Annotated in this window: 18 protein-coding genes; 16 read left to right on the forward strand and 2 right to left on the reverse strand. The window is 41.3% G+C overall.

Annotation, left to right across the window (positions count from 1 at the left end):
- The first annotated feature begins 28 nt into the window (after nucleotides 1–28).
- From mnmE to glmU, 16 genes are all read left to right on the forward strand, one after another.
- The gene (gene mnmE / locus PVK62_RS06155) at nucleotides 29–1,396 is read left to right on the forward strand and encodes a tRNA uridine-5-carboxymethylaminomethyl(34) synthesis GTPase MnmE (protein WP_274443706.1); all 1,368 of its coding nucleotides are present in this window, start codon (nucleotides 29–31) and stop codon (nucleotides 1,394–1,396) included.
- Between the two features lie 60 nt (nucleotides 1,397–1,456).
- On the forward strand, nucleotides 1,457–1,891 hold the full coding sequence (mioC, locus tag PVK62_RS06160; RefSeq protein ID WP_274443707.1) for an FMN-binding protein MioC: 435 nt from the start codon (nucleotides 1,457–1,459) through the stop codon (nucleotides 1,889–1,891).
- A gap of 424 nt (nucleotides 1,892–2,315) precedes the next feature.
- The gene (mnmG, locus tag PVK62_RS06165) at nucleotides 2,316–4,205 is read left to right on the forward strand and encodes a tRNA uridine-5-carboxymethylaminomethyl(34) synthesis enzyme MnmG (protein ID WP_274443708.1); all 1,890 of its coding nucleotides are present in this window, start codon (nucleotides 2,316–2,318) and stop codon (nucleotides 4,203–4,205) included.
- A 1-nt stretch (nucleotide 4,206) separates the two neighbouring features.
- Nucleotides 4,207–4,839, forward strand: coding sequence for a 16S rRNA (guanine(527)-N(7))-methyltransferase RsmG (rsmG, locus tag PVK62_RS06170; RefSeq protein ID WP_274443709.1), 633 nt, complete (start codon nucleotides 4,207–4,209; stop codon nucleotides 4,837–4,839).
- Nucleotides 4,840–4,856: 17 nt separating this feature from the next.
- Nucleotides 4,857–5,654, forward strand: coding sequence for a ParA family protein (locus PVK62_RS06175; protein ID WP_122033447.1), 798 nt, complete (start codon nucleotides 4,857–4,859; stop codon nucleotides 5,652–5,654).
- Nucleotides 5,647–6,531, forward strand: a complete 885-nt coding sequence (locus tag PVK62_RS06180) for a ParB/RepB/Spo0J family partition protein (protein ID WP_274445097.1) — start codon at nucleotides 5,647–5,649, stop codon at nucleotides 6,529–6,531. The genes PVK62_RS06175 and PVK62_RS06180 overlap by 8 nt, the downstream gene beginning before the upstream one ends.
- Nucleotides 6,532–6,719: 188 nt before the next feature.
- Nucleotides 6,720–7,109: a F0F1 ATP synthase subunit I gene (locus PVK62_RS06185; protein ID WP_045103233.1), complete on the forward strand. Its 390-nt coding sequence runs from the start codon at nucleotides 6,720–6,722 to the stop codon at nucleotides 7,107–7,109.
- An 8-nt stretch (nucleotides 7,110–7,117) separates the two neighbouring features.
- Nucleotides 7,118–7,915 carry a F0F1 ATP synthase subunit A gene (gene atpB / locus PVK62_RS06190; protein WP_274445098.1) on the forward strand — a complete coding sequence of 266 codons (798 nt, stop codon included), beginning with the start codon at nucleotides 7,118–7,120 and terminating at the stop codon, nucleotides 7,913–7,915.
- 47 nt (nucleotides 7,916–7,962) lie between these two features.
- Nucleotides 7,963–8,220 (forward strand): F0F1 ATP synthase subunit C, encoded by a 258-nt coding sequence (atpE, locus tag PVK62_RS06195; protein WP_004411110.1) that lies wholly within the window; start codon nucleotides 7,963–7,965, stop codon nucleotides 8,218–8,220.
- Between the two features lie 56 nt (nucleotides 8,221–8,276).
- Nucleotides 8,277–8,747, forward strand: a complete 471-nt coding sequence (gene atpF, locus PVK62_RS06200; RefSeq protein WP_162922486.1) for a F0F1 ATP synthase subunit B — start codon at nucleotides 8,277–8,279, stop codon at nucleotides 8,745–8,747.
- Nucleotides 8,748–8,764: 17 nt separating this feature from the next.
- Nucleotides 8,765–9,298 (forward strand): F0F1 ATP synthase subunit delta, encoded by a 534-nt coding sequence (atpH, locus tag PVK62_RS06205; RefSeq protein ID WP_274445099.1) that lies wholly within the window; start codon nucleotides 8,765–8,767, stop codon nucleotides 9,296–9,298.
- Between the two features lie 13 nt (nucleotides 9,299–9,311).
- Entirely contained in the window at nucleotides 9,312–10,853 is a 1,542-nt protein-coding gene (atpA, locus tag PVK62_RS06210; protein WP_130045751.1) for a F0F1 ATP synthase subunit alpha, read from the forward strand.
- 45 nt (nucleotides 10,854–10,898) lie between these two features.
- A complete protein-coding gene (gene atpG / locus PVK62_RS06215) occupies nucleotides 10,899–11,765 on the forward strand; it encodes a F0F1 ATP synthase subunit gamma (RefSeq protein ID WP_122033454.1) in 867 nt (288 codons plus the stop codon).
- A gap of 33 nt (nucleotides 11,766–11,798) precedes the next feature.
- A complete protein-coding gene (atpD, locus tag PVK62_RS06220; protein ID WP_274445100.1) occupies nucleotides 11,799–13,202 on the forward strand; it encodes a F0F1 ATP synthase subunit beta in 1,404 nt (467 codons plus the stop codon).
- A gap of 18 nt (nucleotides 13,203–13,220) precedes the next feature.
- Nucleotides 13,221–13,643, forward strand: a complete 423-nt coding sequence (locus PVK62_RS06225; protein WP_122033456.1) for a F0F1 ATP synthase subunit epsilon — start codon at nucleotides 13,221–13,223, stop codon at nucleotides 13,641–13,643.
- Between the two features lie 252 nt (nucleotides 13,644–13,895).
- On the forward strand, nucleotides 13,896–15,254 hold the full coding sequence (gene glmU / locus PVK62_RS06230; RefSeq protein ID WP_274445101.1) for a bifunctional UDP-N-acetylglucosamine diphosphorylase/glucosamine-1-phosphate N-acetyltransferase GlmU: 1,359 nt from the start codon (nucleotides 13,896–13,898) through the stop codon (nucleotides 15,252–15,254).
- 154 nt (nucleotides 15,255–15,408) lie between these two features.
- Here the strand turns inward: glmU and cspE are convergent, their stop codons facing one another.
- Together cspE and ilvA are read right to left on the reverse strand one after the other, a co-directional pair.
- The gene (cspE, locus tag PVK62_RS06235) at nucleotides 15,409–15,618 is read right to left on the reverse strand and encodes a transcription antiterminator/RNA stability regulator CspE (protein WP_005421580.1); all 210 of its coding nucleotides are present in this window, start codon (nucleotides 15,616–15,618) and stop codon (nucleotides 15,409–15,411) included.
- A 276-nt stretch (nucleotides 15,619–15,894) separates the two neighbouring features.
- Nucleotides 15,895–17,427: a threonine ammonia-lyase, biosynthetic gene (gene ilvA / locus PVK62_RS06240; RefSeq protein WP_274445102.1), complete on the reverse strand. Its 1,533-nt coding sequence runs from the start codon at nucleotides 17,425–17,427 to the stop codon at nucleotides 15,895–15,897.

Raw genomic sequence — 17,427 nt, forward strand, 5'->3', positions numbered from 1 at the left:
GCTCAAGCAATAGACATTAAGAATAATCATGACATTACATACAGACACCATAGTTGCACAAGCAACAGCACCAGGCCGAGGCGGCGTAGGCATCATTCGTGTATCCGGACCTAAAGCTCAACAAGTCGCTTTAGAAGTGGTAGGAAAGCCCCTTAAACCTCGCTATGCAGAATACACCCCATTTAAAAATGATAATGGCCTTGAACTCGATCAGGGGATTGCACTTTATTTCCCTAACCCCCATTCATTTACCGGTGAAGATGTTCTAGAGCTTCAAGGGCATGGTGGTCCTGTTGTCATGGATATGCTGATTAAACGCATCTTAAAAATTGATGGCGTTCGCCCAGCTCGACCTGGCGAATTTTCAGAAAGAGCTTTTTTGAATGATAAAATGGATTTAGCTCAAGCCGAAGCCATTGCCGATTTAATCGATGCGAGTTCTGAAGAAGCCGCAAAATCTGCATTAAATTCACTACAAGGTGTCTTTTCAAATAAAATTAATACCTTAGTTGAATCGCTTATTTACCTTCGAATTTATGTTGAAGCCGCCATTGATTTCCCAGAAGAAGAGATCGACTTTTTAGCTGATGGCAAAGTCAGTGGTGACTTACAAGGGATCATTGATAACCTTAACGCCGTTCGCCAAGAAGCCAATCAAGGCGCGATCATGCGTGAAGGGATGAAGGTCGTTATTGCAGGACGACCTAATGCGGGTAAATCCAGCCTACTAAATGCCTTATCAGGTAAAGACAGCGCTATCGTTACAGATATAGCAGGGACCACGCGTGACGTACTCAGAGAGCACATTCACATTGATGGTATGCCTTTACATATCATTGATACTGCAGGCCTTCGTGAAGCCTCTGATGAAGTAGAGCGTATTGGTATTGAACGAGCATGGGATGAAATTGCTCAAGCCGATCGCGTTTTATTTATGGTTGATGGCACAACCACTAACGCAACAGACCCTAAAGTAATCTGGCCAGAGTTTCTTGATCGCTTACCTAAAAACATGGGCATGACAGTGATCAGAAATAAAGCGGATCAAACAGGTGAAGATCTAGGTATTTGCCATGTTAACGATCCTACCCTTATTCGTTTGTCTGCAAAAACAGGTGAAGGTGTCGATGCTTTACGTCTGCATTTAAAAGAATGCATGGGTTTCTCAGGAAACCAAGAAGGTGGCTTTATGGCTCGCCGTCGTCACCTAGAAGCCTTAGAGAAAGCGGCTCAGCATCTTGATATAGGGCAACAACAACTTGAAGGTTACATGGCAGGTGAGATCCTGGCAGAAGAGCTTAGAATTGCACAGCAGCATCTTAGCGAGATCACGGGAGAATTTACTTCAGATGATCTACTAGGTCGAATATTTACCTCTTTCTGTATCGGTAAATAACCCCCTAAATCACACCAACAATCATGGGCTCTTATGGCCCATTTTTTATAGGAAAAATTCATGAAAAATGTATCTATTATTACAGGAAGCACCCTTGGTGGTGCTGAGTACGTTGGCGATCACCTTGCCGATTTATTAGAAGAGATGGCGTTTACTACAGATATTCATAATCAACCAAATTTGAATGAAATAGAAATAAATAGTCTCTGGATTATTGTCATATCCACTCATGGTGCAGGTGATTATCCAGACAATATAAAACCTTTTATTCAACAACTCACAGAGCAAGCTCAAAACCTTTCAAAAGTCTCGTTTGCTATTGTTGCTATTGGTGATTCAAGCTATGACACCTTCTGTGCAGCAGGAAAATCATTACAAAATACATTAATTGAATTAGGTGCGATAGAGAAATTCCCACTTTTAGAGATAGATGTAACTCAACATAGTATTCCTGAAGAGCCAGCTGAGTTGTGGTTAAAACAACACACTTGTTAATGTCTTGTATATATTTATCAGTTGAAGTTATTAAATAGAAAACGGCTACTATGTGGATAACTAGGCAATGATCCAGTGATCAAGTTATAGTTATCCATTGAATAAGATCTAACGCCCTCCTCCCTTGTGGATAAGTACTTCTTTTATCCTCAAGCAGTCCGATCGAAGATCAAAGATTCATCACAACTTAGGATCTTACTAAAGTGTATGATCCAATTGATCATTTACTACTTATCCACAGAGATCGACGATCTATATAATAGATCTAATAAGAGATCTCTTTAAAAGATCTTATATATATTAAGTGATCTTTATTTTTTGAACTTCATCACTTTTTCATTTCTTTCCAAGCTAGAAAAAGGGTAAAATGGATCTCTTAAAATTAAATTCTTCTCACTATTTTCATAACACCTAAGGTCAACTCATGTTTTACCAAGAAAACTTTGATGTCATTGTTATTGGCGGTGGTCATGCTGGTACTGAAGCAGCATTAGCAGCTGCAAGAACAGGACAAAAGACACTTCTACTCACCCATAACATCGACACATTAGGTCAAATGTCATGTAATCCTGCTATCGGTGGGATCGGCAAAGGCCATTTGGTAAAAGAAGTGGATGCTTTAGGTGGATTAATGGCACAAGCCACTGATCATGCCGGTATTCAGTTTAGAACACTAAATGCTTCTAAAGGCCCAGCAGTTCGAGCAACACGCGCTCAAGCAGATAGAGCCTTATACAAAGCGTATGTTCGTTCAGTATTAGAAAACCAACCAAACCTGACGCTATTTCAGCAAGCAGTAGATGATCTGATCATTGAAAACGATAAAGTTATCGGTGCTGTGACTCAAATGGGCCTTAAATTCCGTGCCAAATCCGTTGTATTAACGGCTGGTACCTTTTTAGGGGGTCAGATACATATTGGCATGGAAAACTTCTCAGGAGGCCGCGCAGGGGATCCTTCTTCGATCACTCTTGCTCAACGTTTACGAGATCGTCCGTTTAGGATCGATCGCCTAAAAACAGGTACTCCACCACGTATTGATGCTCGTACTGTCGATTTTTCAAATTTAGAAGCACAACCTGGTGATAACCCTACCCCTGTATTTTCATTTATGGGTAGCCGTGAGCAACAGCCAAAACAAATCAACTGTTTTATTACTCACACCAATGAAAGAACACACGATGTCATTCGTAAAAACCTTGATCGCAGCCCTATGTATGCTGGCGTTATTGAAGGTATTGGTCCTCGTTATTGCCCTTCAATTGAAGATAAAGTAATGCGCTTTGCTGACAAAGACAGCCACCAAATCTTTATAGAACCAGAAGGCTTAACGACTCACGAATTATACCCAAATGGTATTTCAACCAGCTTACCATTCGATGTTCAATTACAAATTGTTCGTTCAATGAAAGGGTTTGAAAATGCACACATCGTGCGTCCAGGTTACGCGATAGAGTATGATTTCTTTGATCCTCGTGATTTAAAATCAACTTACGAAACCAAGTTTATTGAAGGTCTATTCTTTGCTGGCCAAATCAATGGTACAACCGGTTACGAAGAAGCGGCTGCTCAAGGTTTAATGGCCGGTCTTAATGCAAGTTTGTTTGCTCAAGGCAAAGAAGGCTGGAGCCCACGTCGCGATGAAGCGTACATGGGAGTATTGATTGATGATTTATCAACGCTTGGTACTAAAGAACCCTACCGTATGTTCACATCTCGTGCCGAATATCGTTTGTCGTTACGCGAAGATAATGCAGATTTACGTTTAACAGAGCAAGGTCGTGAACTTGGCTTAGTTGATGATGCTCGTTGGGCTCGCTTTAATGAAAAAGTGGAAAATATCGAAAAAGAGCGTCAACGCTTAAAAGATATTTGGATCAACCCTAAATCAGAAAACATTGATCAAGTGAATTCGATCCTGAAAACCCCGATCGTACGTGAAGCAAGTGGCGAGGATCTTCTTCGTCGTCCTGAAGTAACGTATTCGACATTGGTTTCACTGGAAAACTTTGCTCCTGCAATTGAAGATTCTCAAGCGTCTGAACAAGTTGAAATCCAAGTAAAATATGCGGGTTATATTCAGCGTCAACGTGATGAAATTGAAAAATCATTACGCCATGAAAACACCAAACTGCCACTTGATTTGGAATACAGCAAAGTGAAAGGGTTGTCGAATGAAGTTGTTGCTAAATTAAGCGATGCAAAACCAGAAACGCTTGGTATTGCTTCTCGTATTTCAGGCATTACACCGGCTGCTATTTCTATTTTATTGGTCCATTTAAAGAAACACGGTTTATTAAAGAAAGGAGCATAACATGACCGATTTATCACAACAATTCGATCTATTAATTGCTCAAACAGAGTTAACTGTCTCTGAATTGCAAAAAGAACAATTACTTGGCTATGTCGCTCTACTCCATAAATGGAATAAAGCGTATAACTTAACGTCAGTTAGAAACCCAAGTGAAATGGTGATTAAACATATCTTAGATAGTATTGTGGTTAGTCCAAAGCTATCTGGTGAGCGTTTTATTGATGTTGGTACGGGTCCTGGTTTACCTGGGATCCCATTAGCCATTATGAATCCTGAGAAATCATTTACTTTGCTAGATAGCTTAGGTAAGCGAATTCGTTTTATTAAACAAGTGATTCACGAATTAAAAATTACCAATGTCACGCCAATCCAAAGTCGAGTTGAAGAATTTCAACCTGAAGAAAAATTTGATGCAGTCCTAAGTCGTGCGTTTGCATCAATGACAGACATGGTGAATTGGTGCCATCATCTTCCAAAAGAAGAAAATGGTGTATTTTTGGCATTAAAAGGGATCTATTCAGAAGAGGAAGCAAATGATCTTCCTGAATGGTGCTCTGTCAAAGACGTCGCCACTTTAATTGTTCCCGAGTTAGAGGGCGAAAGACATTTAGTCACTCTAATCGGAAAAAAATAATGGAATAAGAGGTTAGTGTGGGAAGAGTTATCTCGATTGCGAACCAAAAAGGTGGCGTAGGTAAGACGACAACAGCTGTAAATCTAGCAGCATCTATGGCTGCAACACATCGAAAAGTGTTACTTATTGACCTTGACGCTCAAGGTAACGCCACTATGGCTAGTGGTGTTGATAAATACGATGTGGATGCAACGGCGTATGAGTTGTTGGTTGACGAAGTTCCCTTTGAAAAGGTCGTAATTGAAGAGACCTCTGGCGGTTATGATTTGATTGCAGCAAATGGTGATATCACCGCTGCTGAAATTAAACTAATGGAAGTGTTTGCGCGAGAGGTTCGCTTGCGCAATATGATCTACCCAATTCGTGGTAACTATGATTTCATCTTTATTGATTGCCCTCCTGCTCTAAACCTCCTTACAATTAACGCCATGGCAGCATCGGATTCTGTATTGGTTCCTATGCAGTGCGAATATTATGCACTCGAAGGGCTAACCGCTTTAATTGACACTATTGGTAAATTGGCCGCTGTTGTGAATGCTGATTTAAAGATCGAAGGATTATTAAGAACCATGTTCGATCCTCGCAATCGCTTAGCTAATGATGTCTCTGATCAATTAAAAAAGCATTTTGGTGATAAAGTGTATCGCACTGTTATCCCTCGAAATGTGCGTTTAGCAGAAGCGCCTAGTCATGGTAAACCTGCAATGTATTATGATAAATACTCAAATGGTGCAAAAGCTTACTTAGCTCTTGCCGGAGAGATAATTCGCCGTGACGAAATGGAAAAAGAAAGGGAAACAGAAATTCATGGGTAATAAACGTGGTTTAGGCAAGGGATTAGATGCGCTATTAGCAACAAGCTCACTCGCTCGTGAGAAACAAGCGATTGCTGAAAAGAGTGAGATACTTTCAAAAGAAACTCAATTGGTTGAGCTGGGTATTCATCAGCTTAGTGCTGGGCAGTATCAACCTCGAAAAACAATGGAAGAAGACGCATTAGAAGAACTTTCTGCTTCCATTCGTTCTCAAGGGATTATTCAACCGATTGTTGTCCGCCAGGTTGCAGAACAACAATATGAGATTATTGCTGGTGAAAGACGTTTTCGTGCTGCAAAGAAAGCGGGTTTAAAACAGGTTCCTTGTGTTGTTAAATCTGTTGAAGATAAAGCCGTTATTGCAATGGCGTTAATCGAAAATATTCAACGTGAAGATTTGAACGCGATTGAAGAAGCGCAAGCACTAGAGCGTTTACAGCAAGAGTTTGAATTAACTCATCAGCAAATCTCAGAAGTCATTGGTAAGTCTCGTACGACAGTCACTAACTTGCTGCGCCTTAATGCACTTACAAGTGATGTTAAAATACTGGTTGAACAGAAATTATTAGAGATGGGCCATGCTCGTGCGCTATTAGCATTAGAGAACGAACAGCAGATTGAACTTGCTCATTTGGTGATAGAGAAAAAGCTGACAGTTCGTCAAACTGAGCAAAAAGTAAAAGAGTTACTTGCGCCAGAAAAAGAAGATCAACCTAAAGCGATTGATACCGAAATGGTGGCGATTTCGGATAAACTATCAGCAACACTTGGCTCAAAAGTTGTGATAAGCCGCAATTCATCAGGTAAAGGCAAGGTAACGATTGCCTTTGACCAGGCTCACAAATTAGAGCTACTAATCGCAAAGCTAGAAAGCTAAGTGTGATATAAAACAGTATTTCAAAGTGAAATACTGTTTTACGTCGTAAAAGTTACTGCATTGTTCTCATAAATGTAACTTTTTAATGCTATTTGATTGCATTCATATGGGTGCAACGTATAATTTTTGCAAAATCTTCGTCTTGTGTTGATATATATCAAGGCAAAGATGCGTTAAAGGAAGAATACATGGTAGTTACTCTAGCGAAACCAGGGCGTTTGCTTGCAAAGCGATTGTTATTGATTCAGCTTAGTGTCACTACAGTTATGACAATAGGGATGAGCATAGCCGTTAGTGCTAGTTGGGGAATGTCTGCATTAGTTGGTGGTAGTATTTTTATTATCGCGAACTCAGTGTTTTCAAAATGCGCATTTATGTTCAGTGGGGCAAGAGCCGCTAAAATGGTTGCTGCTTTTTTCTATCTGGGTGAAGTGCTTAAAATTCTTATAACAATTGTCTTATTTTCTATTGTTTACGTGTATACGGAGGTGGAACTTGTTCCCCTCAAACTAACCTATTTGCTGGTACTGGGTAGTAATATCTTTGCACCAGTTTTCTTTATTAACAACAGGAAATAGGAAAAGTTATGTCTGCGTCAACGCCTACTGAATATATTAATCATCACCTGCAAAATCTCTCATTAGGGAAATTGGGCCTGGTTGATGAATTAAGTTTTTGGAATGTGCATATAGACAGCTTGTTTTTTTCTGTGCTAACAGGGATGTTATTCCTTTGGGTATTTCGCTCTGTAGCTAAGAAATCAACAACTGGAGTACCAGGTAAATTACAGTGTTTCGTTGAAATGGTAGTTGAATTCGTTGATACCAACGTAAAAGAAACTTTCCATGGTCGAAACCCTCTAGTTGCTCCACTAGCTTTAACCATATTTTGTTGGGTAATAATTATGAATGTCATGGATTTAGTTCCAATTGACTTCTTACCTTACTCAGCTGAACAGCTATTAGGTCTTCCTTATCTTAAGGTGGTTCCTACTGCTGATGTAAATATTACAATGGCAATGGCTCTTGGTGTGTTTGCTTTAATGATTTATTACAGCATTAAAGTAAAAGGACTAGGCGGTTTTGCAAAAGAATTAGCATTACACCCGTTTAACCATTGGATCATGATCCCTTTCAACCTACTTATTGAAGTTGTTTCGTTACTTGCTAAACCTCTTTCTTTAGGCATGCGTCTGTTTGGTAACATGTTTGCTGGTGAAGTGGTGTTTATTCTAATCGCTGCAATGTTACCTTGGTATTTACAATGGGTCGGTGCGTTACCTTGGGCTATTTTCCATATTCTGGTTATCTTAATCCAAGCATTTGTTTTCATGATGTTGACGATCGTTTATATGTCAATGGCTCATGAAGATGGCGATCATTAATCTTAAAATTTTTAATACAACTCTATCTATTCAATTGGAGAATATAAATGGAAACCGTTCTTAGTTTTTCAGCTATCGCAGTAGCTATTATTGTTGGTCTTTGTGCTGTAGGTACAGCAATTGGTTTTGCTATTCTTGGTGGTAAGTTTCTGGAAGGCGCAGCTCGTCAACCTGAAATGGCTCCAATGCTACAAGTTAAGATGTTCATCATCGCTGGTCTATTGGATGCGGTTCCAATGATCGGTATCGTAATCGCGCTACTATTCACATTTGCTAACCCATTTGTTGGTCAACTAGCAGGCTAATCTAGCCTTTTGCTAATTGAATTTTTGTAGCTGATTCTTAACGAGGGGTAGCTGTTGTGAATATGAACGCAACTCTGCTTGGTCAAGCAATCGCTTTCGCACTGTTTGTTTGGTTCTGCATGAAATATGTATGGCCACCAATCATGGAAGCGATCGAGGCACGTCAGAAGTTAATTGCTGACGGTTTATCTGCCGCTGAACGCGCAGCTAAAGACCTTGATTTGGCACAAGCCAATGCTTCTGATCAACTGAAAGAAGCAAAGCGCGCTGCAACTGAGATCATCGAACAAGCGAACAAACGTAAAGGTCAAATTTTAGACGAAGCTCGTGAAGAAGCTCTGACAGAGCGTCAGAAGATTCTTACACAAGGTGAAGCTGAACTTGAATCTGAACGCAAACGCGCTCGCGATGAACTGCGTAAACAAGTTGCAACTCTGGCTGTGATTGGTGCCGAGAAAATCTTGGAGCGTTCTATTGATGTAGAAGCTCAGAAAGATATTCTTGATAACATCACTGCGAAATTGTAAGTAAAAGGGGCCAAGATATGTCGACAATGACAACCATCGCACGCCCCTACGCGAAAGCAGCTTTTGACTTTGCGGTCGAAAAGAATGAATTGGACCAATGGGTTCAAATGCTAACTTTTTGTTCAGAAGTCACAAAGAATGAAGACGTTGCTCAGTTACTTGATGGTGCTATTGCTCCAGAGAAACTGGCAGAAATCTTTATTTCAATTTGTGGTGAACAATTGAACGAGTTTGGACAGAACCTGATTCATGTAATGGCTGAAAACAGCCGTTTGAAGGTTCTACCTGATGTGTTAGATCAATATATCTTTTTAAAACATGAGTTTGAAAAAATGATTGATGCTGAAGTAACTTCAGCAATTGAGCTGACAGAACAGCAGAAAGCTGACATTAGTGCCAAACTTGAAGCTCGTCTAGAGCGTAAAGTGAAGCTGAATTGTAGCGTAGATGAGGCCCTACTAGCTGGGGTCATAATTCGAGCCGGAGACCTAGTCATTGATAACTCAGCACGTGGCCGTTTGAGCCGCCTGAGTGAAACATTGCAGTCTTGATGGGGAATGGAGCATGCAACTTAATTCCACGGAAATTAGCGATCTAATCAAACAACGTATTGAAAAATTCAACGTTGTAAGTGAAGCTCGCAACGAAGGTACAATCGTTTCGGTAAGCGACGGTATCATTCGTATCCACGGCCTTGCAGACGTTATGCAAGGCGAAATGATTGAATTACCGGGCGGCCGTTACGCGCTAGCACTAAACCTTGAGCGTGACTCAGTTGGTGCGGTAGTAATGGGCCCATATGCTGACCTACAGGAAGGCATGAAAGTAACAGGTACTGGTCGTATCCTTGAAGTACCAGTAGGTCCTGAAATGCTAGGTCGTGTTGTAAACACACTTGGTGAGCCAATTGATGGTAAAGGCCCTATTGATGCGAAACTGACTTCTCCAGTAGAAGTGATTGCACCTGGTGTAATCGATCGTAAATCAGTAGACCAACCTGTACAGACTGGCTATAAGTCAGTTGACTCAATGATCCCAATCGGCCGTGGTCAGCGTGAGCTAATCATCGGTGACCGTCAGACTGGTAAAACAGCAATGGCGATCGATGCGATCATTAACCAGAAAAATTCTGGTATTTACTCAATCTATGTTGCGATTGGCCAAAAGGCATCAACAATTGCTAACGTAGTTCGCAAATTAGAAGAGCACGGTGCGCTAGCTAACACTATCGTTGTTGTCGCTTCTGCTTCTGAATCTGCTGCGCTGCAATACCTTGCACCGTACTCAGGTTGTGCGATGGGTGAATACTTCCGTGACCGCGGTGAAGATGCACTGATTGTTTATGATGACCTATCTAAGCAAGCAGTAGCTTATCGTCAGATTTCTCTACTATTGAAACGTCCACCGGGTCGTGAAGCGTTCCCTGGTGATGTTTTCTATTTACACTCTCGTCTACTAGAGCGTGCTGCTCGTGTAAGCGAAGCGTATGTTGAGAAATTCACTAATGGTGAAGTGAAAGGTAAAACTGGTTCTTTAACTGCTCTACCTATCATCGAAACTCAAGCTGGTGACGTATCTGCATTCGTACCAACCAACGTAATCTCGATTACTGATGGTCAGATCTTCCTACAAACAGAACTGTTCACTGCTGGTGTTCGTCCTGCGGTAGATCCAGGTATCTCTGTATCTCGTGTAGGTGGTGCTGCGCAAACTAAGATCATTAAGAAACTGTCTGGTGGTATTCGTACTGCTCTTGCACAGTATCGTGAACTTGCAGCGTTTGCTCAGTTCTCATCTGATCTTGATGACGCGACTAAAAAGCAACTTGATCATGGTGAGAAAGTAACTGAGTTAATGAAACAAAAGCAGTACGCTCCAATGTCTGTTTTTGATCAAGCTTTAGTTATCTTTACAGCTGAGAAAGGCTATTTGAATGATGTTGAGCTTTCTAAGCTTGCTGATTTTGAAGAAGCATTGCTGTCGTATGCTCGTGGTCAATTTGCCGATCTAGCAACAGAGATCGACTCATCGGGTGCTTGGAATAATGAAATTGAAGCTCAGTTTGTGAAACTGGTTGAAGATTTCAAAGCAACCCAGACCTGGTAATTCGTTGGTGGCCTGTAATGGGTCACCCGAAAACGGAGAGTAACGATGGCCGGTGCGAAAGAAATTCGTAACAAGATCGGGAGTGTAAAAAGCACTCAAAAGATCACGAAAGCAATGGAAATGGTAGCCGCTTCTAAAATGCGTCGCTCGCAAGAGTCGATGTCAGCGTCTCGTCCATATGCTGAGACAATACGTAAAGTAATCGGTCATTTAGCGCTTGGTAGCCTTGAGTATAAACATCCATACCTTGAGGAGCGCGAAGCTAAGCGCGTTGGTTACATTATTATTTCTAGTGATCGTGGTTTGTGTGGTGGCTTAAACATTAACTTGTTTAAAAAAGTCATGGCAGAAATGAAAACATGGTCTGAAGATGGTGTTGAGATTGATTTGGCCGTTATCGGTTCGAAAGCAACAGCATTCTTTAATAGCTATGGCGGCAACGTTATTGCTCAAAACTCTGGTCTAGGTGATAAACCTAGCTTAGAAGAATTGATCGGTACTGTTGGTGTGATGCTTAAGAAATATGATGAAGGCCAGTTGGATCGCCTGTATGTAGTGAGCAATAAGTTCATTAATACAATGGTACAAGAGCCAACAATTGACCAATTACTTCCTTTGCCTAAATCTGAAGATGAAGCAATGAAACGCACTCATTCTTGGGACTATATTTATGAGCCCGAGCCTAAACCATTACTAGATGCCTTATTGGTTCGATATGTCGAATCACAAGTGTATCAAGGTGTGGTTGAGAATTTAGCCTGCGAACACGTAGCGCGAATGATTGCGATGAAAGCGGCAACTGATAACGCTGGTGACATTATTGATGAACTGCAACTTGTGTACAACAAAGCCCGTCAAACGGCGATAACACAAGAGCTTTCAGAAATTGTTTCAGGCGCATCAGCGGTTTAAGCATAGGTATTTAAACAGTTTAGAGGATTAACGATGACTACAGGTAAGATCGTACAGATCATCGGTGCGGTAGTCGATGTAGAGTTCCCACAAGGCAGTGTACCTCGTGTATACGATGCTCTGAATGTTGTTGATGCAAAAGAACGTCTTGTTCTTGAAGTTCAACAACAAATCGGCGGTGGCGTTGTACGCGCAATCGTTATGGGTAGCTCAGATGGTTTACGTCGTGGCTTAACAGTAGAAAATACTGGCGCGCCAATTACAGTTCCAGTGGGTACTAAAACATTAGGCCGTATCATGAACGTTCTTGGTGACGCGATTGATGAGTGTGGTGATATTGGTGCTGAAGAGCATTATTCAATTCACCGCGAAGCGCCTAGCTACGAAGAGCAGTCTAACTCGACTGAGCTTTTAGAAACGGGTGTTAAAGTAATCGACTTAATTTGTCCATTCGCTAAGGGTGGTAAAATCGGTCTATTCGGTGGTGCTGGTGTAGGTAAGACTGTCAACATGATGGAACTTATCAACAACATCGCATTACAACACTCAGGCCTATCTGTATTTGCAGGTGTAGGTGAGCGTACTCGTGAAGGTAATGATTTCTACTTTGAAATGCAGGAAGCTGGTGTTGTAAACATCGAAAAACCTGAAGAATCAAAAGTAGCGATGGTTTACGGTCAAATGAATGAGCCACCAGGTAACCGTTTACGTGTTGCTTTGACTGGTCTAACAATGGCTGAGCGTTTCCGTGACGAAGGTCGTGACGTTTTACTATTCATTGATAACATCTATCGTTATACACTAGCCGGAACTGAAGTATCAGCTCTACTAGGTCGTATGCCATCAGCGGTAGGCTACCAACCTACACTCGCTGAAGAGATGGGTGTTCTTCAGGAACGTATCACTTCAACTCGCAGTGGTTCTATCACTTCAGTTCAAGCGGTATATGTACCTGCGGATGACTTAACGGATCCATCTCCAGCAACAACGTTTGCTCACTTAGATGCGACAGTTGTACTTAACCGTAATATCGCATCAATGGGTTTATACCCTGCGATTGACCCGTTAGATTCAACATCTCGTCAACTTGATCCACTTGTTGTTGGTCAAGAGCACTATGATATCGCACGTAATGTACAATCTACATTACAGCGTTATAAAGAGCTAAAAGACATCATTGCTATCCTAGGTATGGACGAGCTATCTGAAGAAGATAAGCAAGTTGTATCTCGTGCTCGTAAGATTGAGAAGTTCTTAACTCAACCTTACCACGTAGCTGAAGTATTCACAGGCGACCCAGGTATTTACGTACCGCTTAAAGACACATTAGCTGGCTTTAAAGGGTTACTAGCTGGTGATTACGATGACATTCCTGAGCAAGCCTTCATGTACTGCGGTAAGATTGAAGATGCGCTTGAGAAGGCGAAGAAGCTATAAGGCTGATTAGGAGGCGATATGGCAGCAATGACCTTTCACCTGGACGTTGTAAGTGCTGAGAAAAAATTATTCTCAGGGCTTGTTGAAACGATGCAGGTGAGCGGAAGCGAGGGTGAACTTGGTATTTTCCATGGTCACGCACCGCTGCTGACCGCTATCACGCCTGGTATGGTGCGTATTGTTAAACAACACGGTCACGAAGAGTACATTTATGTCTCGGGTGGCATGGTTGAGGTTCAACCAGGTTCGGCAACTGTTTTGGCAGATACCGGAATCCGTGGTGAAGACCTAGACGCAGCTAAGGCAGAAGAAGCTAAACGCAAGGCTGAGGAAAATATTAAGAATCAGCATGGCGACATTAACTTCGCTCAAGCGGCCAGTGATTTGGCTAAAGCGATCGCACAGCTTCGAGTTATCGAACTGACAAGACGTTCGCGTTAATCAAGCACCATTAGAAAGAAGGCGACCTATTTGGGTCGCCTTTTCTTTTTTATCTCACTATTCTTACTTATCTCTTACCCAAAAGGTTTGTTTTTAGCTTATAATTTAATCCGCATATTAATCCCATTAATCATTACTTTGTATTTAACTTAGTAGTCGGTAATGGATTTAATATTTTGATTTCCACTAGCTAGGTAAATGCTATCGATGTCGAGTCGATACCAGTTAGTATAATAATAGAATGGGCTTTTCATGAAATTCAGTGCAGTAATTTTAGCAGCGGGTAAAGGCACTCGCATGTACTCAAATAAACCTAAAGTGCTTCATACTTTAGCGGGTAAACCAATGGCAAAGCATGTAATTGATACATGCGAAGGTCTTGGTGCTCAAAATATCCATCTAGTTTATGGTCACGGTGGTGATCAAATGAAAGCAGAGTTGGGTGAAGAGCGTGTTCAATGGGTGCTTCAAGCTGATCAGTTAGGTACCGGTCACGCGGTTAACCAAGCTGCACCTGAATTTTCTGATGATGAGAAAGTGTTAGTTCTATATGGTGACGTACCTTTGATCAGCGCTGAAACGGTAGAAAATTTACTAGACTCTCAGCCAACAGGTGGTATTGCACTACTGACTGTTGTTCTTGATAACCCTATGGGTTATGGCCGTATTATCCGTCGTAATGGTCCTGTAATTGCGATTGTAGAGCAGAAAGATGCCACGGAAGAACAGAAGCTTATTAAAGAAATTAACACTGGTGTCATGGTTGCTACTGGCGGTGATTTAAAGCGTTGGTTAGCTGCATTAAAGAATGAAAATGCGCAAGGTGAATATTACTTAACTGATATCATTGCCGCTGCACATGATGAAGGTCGTGCTGTAGAAGCGGTACACCCTGTTAGCCCGATTGAAGTTGAAGGCGTAAATGATCGTGCTCAATTAGCTCGTTTAGAAAGAGCTTATCAATCAGCGCAAGCACAAAAACTATTAGAGCAAGGTGTAATGCTTCGTGATCCAAGCCGCTTTGATCTTAGAGGATCTCTGCAGTGTGGTATGGATATTGAGATCGACGTAAATGTGATCATTGAAGGTAATGTAACGATTGGTGATAACGTCGTTATCGGAGCGGGCTGTGTACTGAAAGATTGTGAGATTGATGATAATACAATTATTCGTCCTTACAGTGTAATTGAAGGCGCTACAGTAGGTGAAGATTGTACGGTCGGCCCATTTACTCGTTTACGCCCAGGCGCTGAGCTTTGTAATGATGCTCACGTAGGTAACTTTGTTGAAGTGAAGAATGTTCGTCTTGGGGAAGGCTCTAAAGCGAATCATTTAACTTATCTTGGTGATGCTGAGATTGGTAAGCGTGTCAATGTAGGCGCTGGTGTGATCACGTGTAATTACGATGGTGCAAATAAGTTCAAAACAGTGATTGGTGATGATGTGTTTGTAGGCTCTGATAGCCAGCTTATCGCTCCAATTACGATAGCGAATGGCGCGACGGTTGGCGCGGGCTCTACAGTAACTAAAGATGTGGCTGAAAATGAGCTGTACATTAGCCGAGCTAAAGATCGTCGTATTGCTAATTGGCAGCGTCCAACAAAAAAATAGTTAATACTTAGATACCTATTTCCATCAGTATTTGAACATAAAAAAGAAGCGATTATCGCTTCTTTTTTTGTCTCTGAAACTTGATGTAACAAATGACAGACAAAAAAAATGCCGACCGAAGTCAGCATTTAAAAATTTTATTCGAAAATTCGAATTAAGCTGGAGTAACGTCTGCAGCTTGTGGGCCTTTTTGACCTTGTTCAACAGTGAAAGTTACCGCTTGGCCTTCTTTCAGAGTTTTGAAACCTTCAGTTGCGATAGCACGGAAGTGAACGAATACGTCAGCGCCGCCGTTATCTTGAGTAATGAAACCGAAACCTTTCTCTTCGTTGAACCACTTAACGATACCAGTTGATTTAGACATAATAAATCCTAATTTTTTTTAATTAAATAATTCGCATAATGCGAAGTTGTAGCCATAAAGAATTATTTATTGAGGTAAAACATATGTATAAAAAGCTTCAAGCATAACTGGTAAAGCAGTATAACGAAGGTTTCAAAAGCATAATATTACAGATAAATAGGTCTGTTTACAGGCCGATAAAAATAATAGCATTTTTTAAACGATTGTATAGTAGAATTTCAAAAATGAATGAAAATAAGGCTAAAAAAATAGTAGCCTTACACATGCCATACGCTATTAAGATAAAAAGAACTTATAGGCTGGATTATCCGTTTCATCCTTACATCGATAACCTAATTCTTTTAGATGTTTAGAGAAAACAAGGAGATCGGAATCATCTAATTCAAAGCCGCACAGAACTCGTCCATAATCAGCCCCGTGGTTTCGGTAATTGAATAAACTGATATTCCAATGAGTGCCTAATGTACTGAGAAATTTGACTAGGGCACCAGGATATTCTGGAAATTCAAAACTGTATAATCGTTCTTTTAATGACTTAGAGGGTTTGCCTCCTATCATGTAGCGAATATGAAGTTTTGCCATTTCATTATCAGAGAGATCAACAACAGGGTATTCACTCTGTTGTAAGTCATTAATAATATTATTAAGTTCTTCTTGCCCCTCTTGTAAGCGGACACCAACAAAGATGTTTGCCTGTTTATTGTCGTTGTAGCGATAGTTAAACTCAGTAACGGCTCGCCCACCAATTAAATTACAGAACTCAAAAAAAGCCCCTTGGCGTTCAGGGATAGTGACAGCTAATAAGCCCTCTCTTTTCTCACCAAGCTCACAACGCTCGGAAACGTAGCGTAAACCATGGAAGTTGGTGTTTGCACCAGAAAGAATAGCCCCAAGTTGCTTATGATTAAGTTGATTTTTATCGGTAAACTTTTTCAATCCAGCTAATGCTAATGCGCCCGATGGCTCAGCAATAGCACGTGTATCTTCAAAAATGTCTTTAACTGCAGCACAGATTTCATCACTAGAAACGGTGATATGGCCATCAAGATATTTTTGGCATAAACGGAAGGTTTCATCACCAATGCGCTTAACGGCAACGCCATCGGCGAACATACTAACCTGATCTAGTATGACAGGTTCCCCTGCATCTAGTGCCGCTTTTAAGCAGGCGGAGTCTTCAGGTTCAACGGCGATAACTTTAATTTCTGGCATTAATTGTTTGATAAGAACAGCAACACCTGCGGCTAAACCACCACCACCGACAGGAACAAAAATATAATCTAAATGCCCGTTTTGTTGCAGCATTTCCATTCCTATCGTTCCTTGCCCTGCGATAACTAAAGGATGATCAAATGGAGGAACAAAGGTATAGCCGTGAAGCTCAGATAAACGCTCTGCTTCGGCTTTTGCTTCATCGAAGTTACGGCCGTGAAGAATGACTCTACCACCAAACCCTTTCACCGCTTCTACTTTGATGTCAGGGGTTGTTTTTGGCATGACGATGGTGGTTTGGATCCCAAGCTTAGTGCCTGAAAGCGCCATACCTTGAGCATGATTACCTGCAGAAGCTGCAATAACGCCAGCTTGCTTCTGTTCTTCAGTTAAGTTTGCCACCATATTGTAAGCACCACGAAGCTTAAATGAGTGAACTGGTTGGCGATCCTCCCGTTTTAGCTGTATGTGATTATTGAGGCGTTCTGATAAACGAGGCATCCCTTGAAGTGGCGTAACAGTGGCAACTTCATAGATAGGGGCTCGTAAGATCTGACGCAGATATTCTGCGCCAGTTTGATTAGAAGGTGTTGTCAT

The organism is Aliivibrio sp. S3MY1 (assembly GCF_028765575.1).
Classification (GTDB): domain Bacteria; phylum Pseudomonadota; class Gammaproteobacteria; order Enterobacterales; family Vibrionaceae; genus Aliivibrio.

Bases quoted from the DNA above. Each gene is read 5' to 3' on its own strand.
- mnmE (WP_274443706.1), top strand. From the start codon at position 29: ATGACATTACATACAGACACCATAGTTGCACAAGCAACAGCACCAGGC.
- mioC (WP_274443707.1), top strand. From the start codon at position 1,457: ATGAAAAATGTATCTATTATTACAGGAAGCACCCTTGGTGGTGCTGAG.
- mnmG (WP_274443708.1), top strand. From the start codon at position 2,316: ATGTTTTACCAAGAAAACTTTGATGTCATTGTTATTGGCGGTGGTCAT.
- rsmG (WP_274443709.1), top strand. From the start codon at position 4,207: ATGACCGATTTATCACAACAATTCGATCTATTAATTGCTCAAACAGAG.
- PVK62_RS06180 (WP_274445097.1), top strand. From the start codon at position 5,647: ATGGGTAATAAACGTGGTTTAGGCAAGGGATTAGATGCGCTATTAGCA.
- PVK62_RS06185 (WP_045103233.1), top strand. From the start codon at position 6,720: ATGGTAGTTACTCTAGCGAAACCAGGGCGTTTGCTTGCAAAGCGATTG.
- atpB (WP_274445098.1), top strand. From the start codon at position 7,118: ATGTCTGCGTCAACGCCTACTGAATATATTAATCATCACCTGCAAAAT.
- atpE (WP_004411110.1), top strand. From the start codon at position 7,963: ATGGAAACCGTTCTTAGTTTTTCAGCTATCGCAGTAGCTATTATTGTT.
- atpH (WP_274445099.1), top strand. From the start codon at position 8,765: ATGTCGACAATGACAACCATCGCACGCCCCTACGCGAAAGCAGCTTTT.
- atpA (WP_130045751.1), top strand. From the start codon at position 9,312: ATGCAACTTAATTCCACGGAAATTAGCGATCTAATCAAACAACGTATT.
- atpG (WP_122033454.1), top strand. From the start codon at position 10,899: ATGGCCGGTGCGAAAGAAATTCGTAACAAGATCGGGAGTGTAAAAAGC.
- atpD (WP_274445100.1), top strand. From the start codon at position 11,799: ATGACTACAGGTAAGATCGTACAGATCATCGGTGCGGTAGTCGATGTA.
- PVK62_RS06225 (WP_122033456.1), top strand. From the start codon at position 13,221: ATGGCAGCAATGACCTTTCACCTGGACGTTGTAAGTGCTGAGAAAAAA.
- glmU (WP_274445101.1), top strand. From the start codon at position 13,896: ATGAAATTCAGTGCAGTAATTTTAGCAGCGGGTAAAGGCACTCGCATG.
- cspE (WP_005421580.1), bottom strand. From the start codon at position 15,618: ATGTCTAAATCAACTGGTATCGTTAAGTGGTTCAACGAAGAGAAAGGT.
- ilvA (WP_274445102.1), bottom strand. From the start codon at position 17,427: ATGACAACACCTTCTAATCAAACTGGCGCAGAATATCTGCGTCAGATC.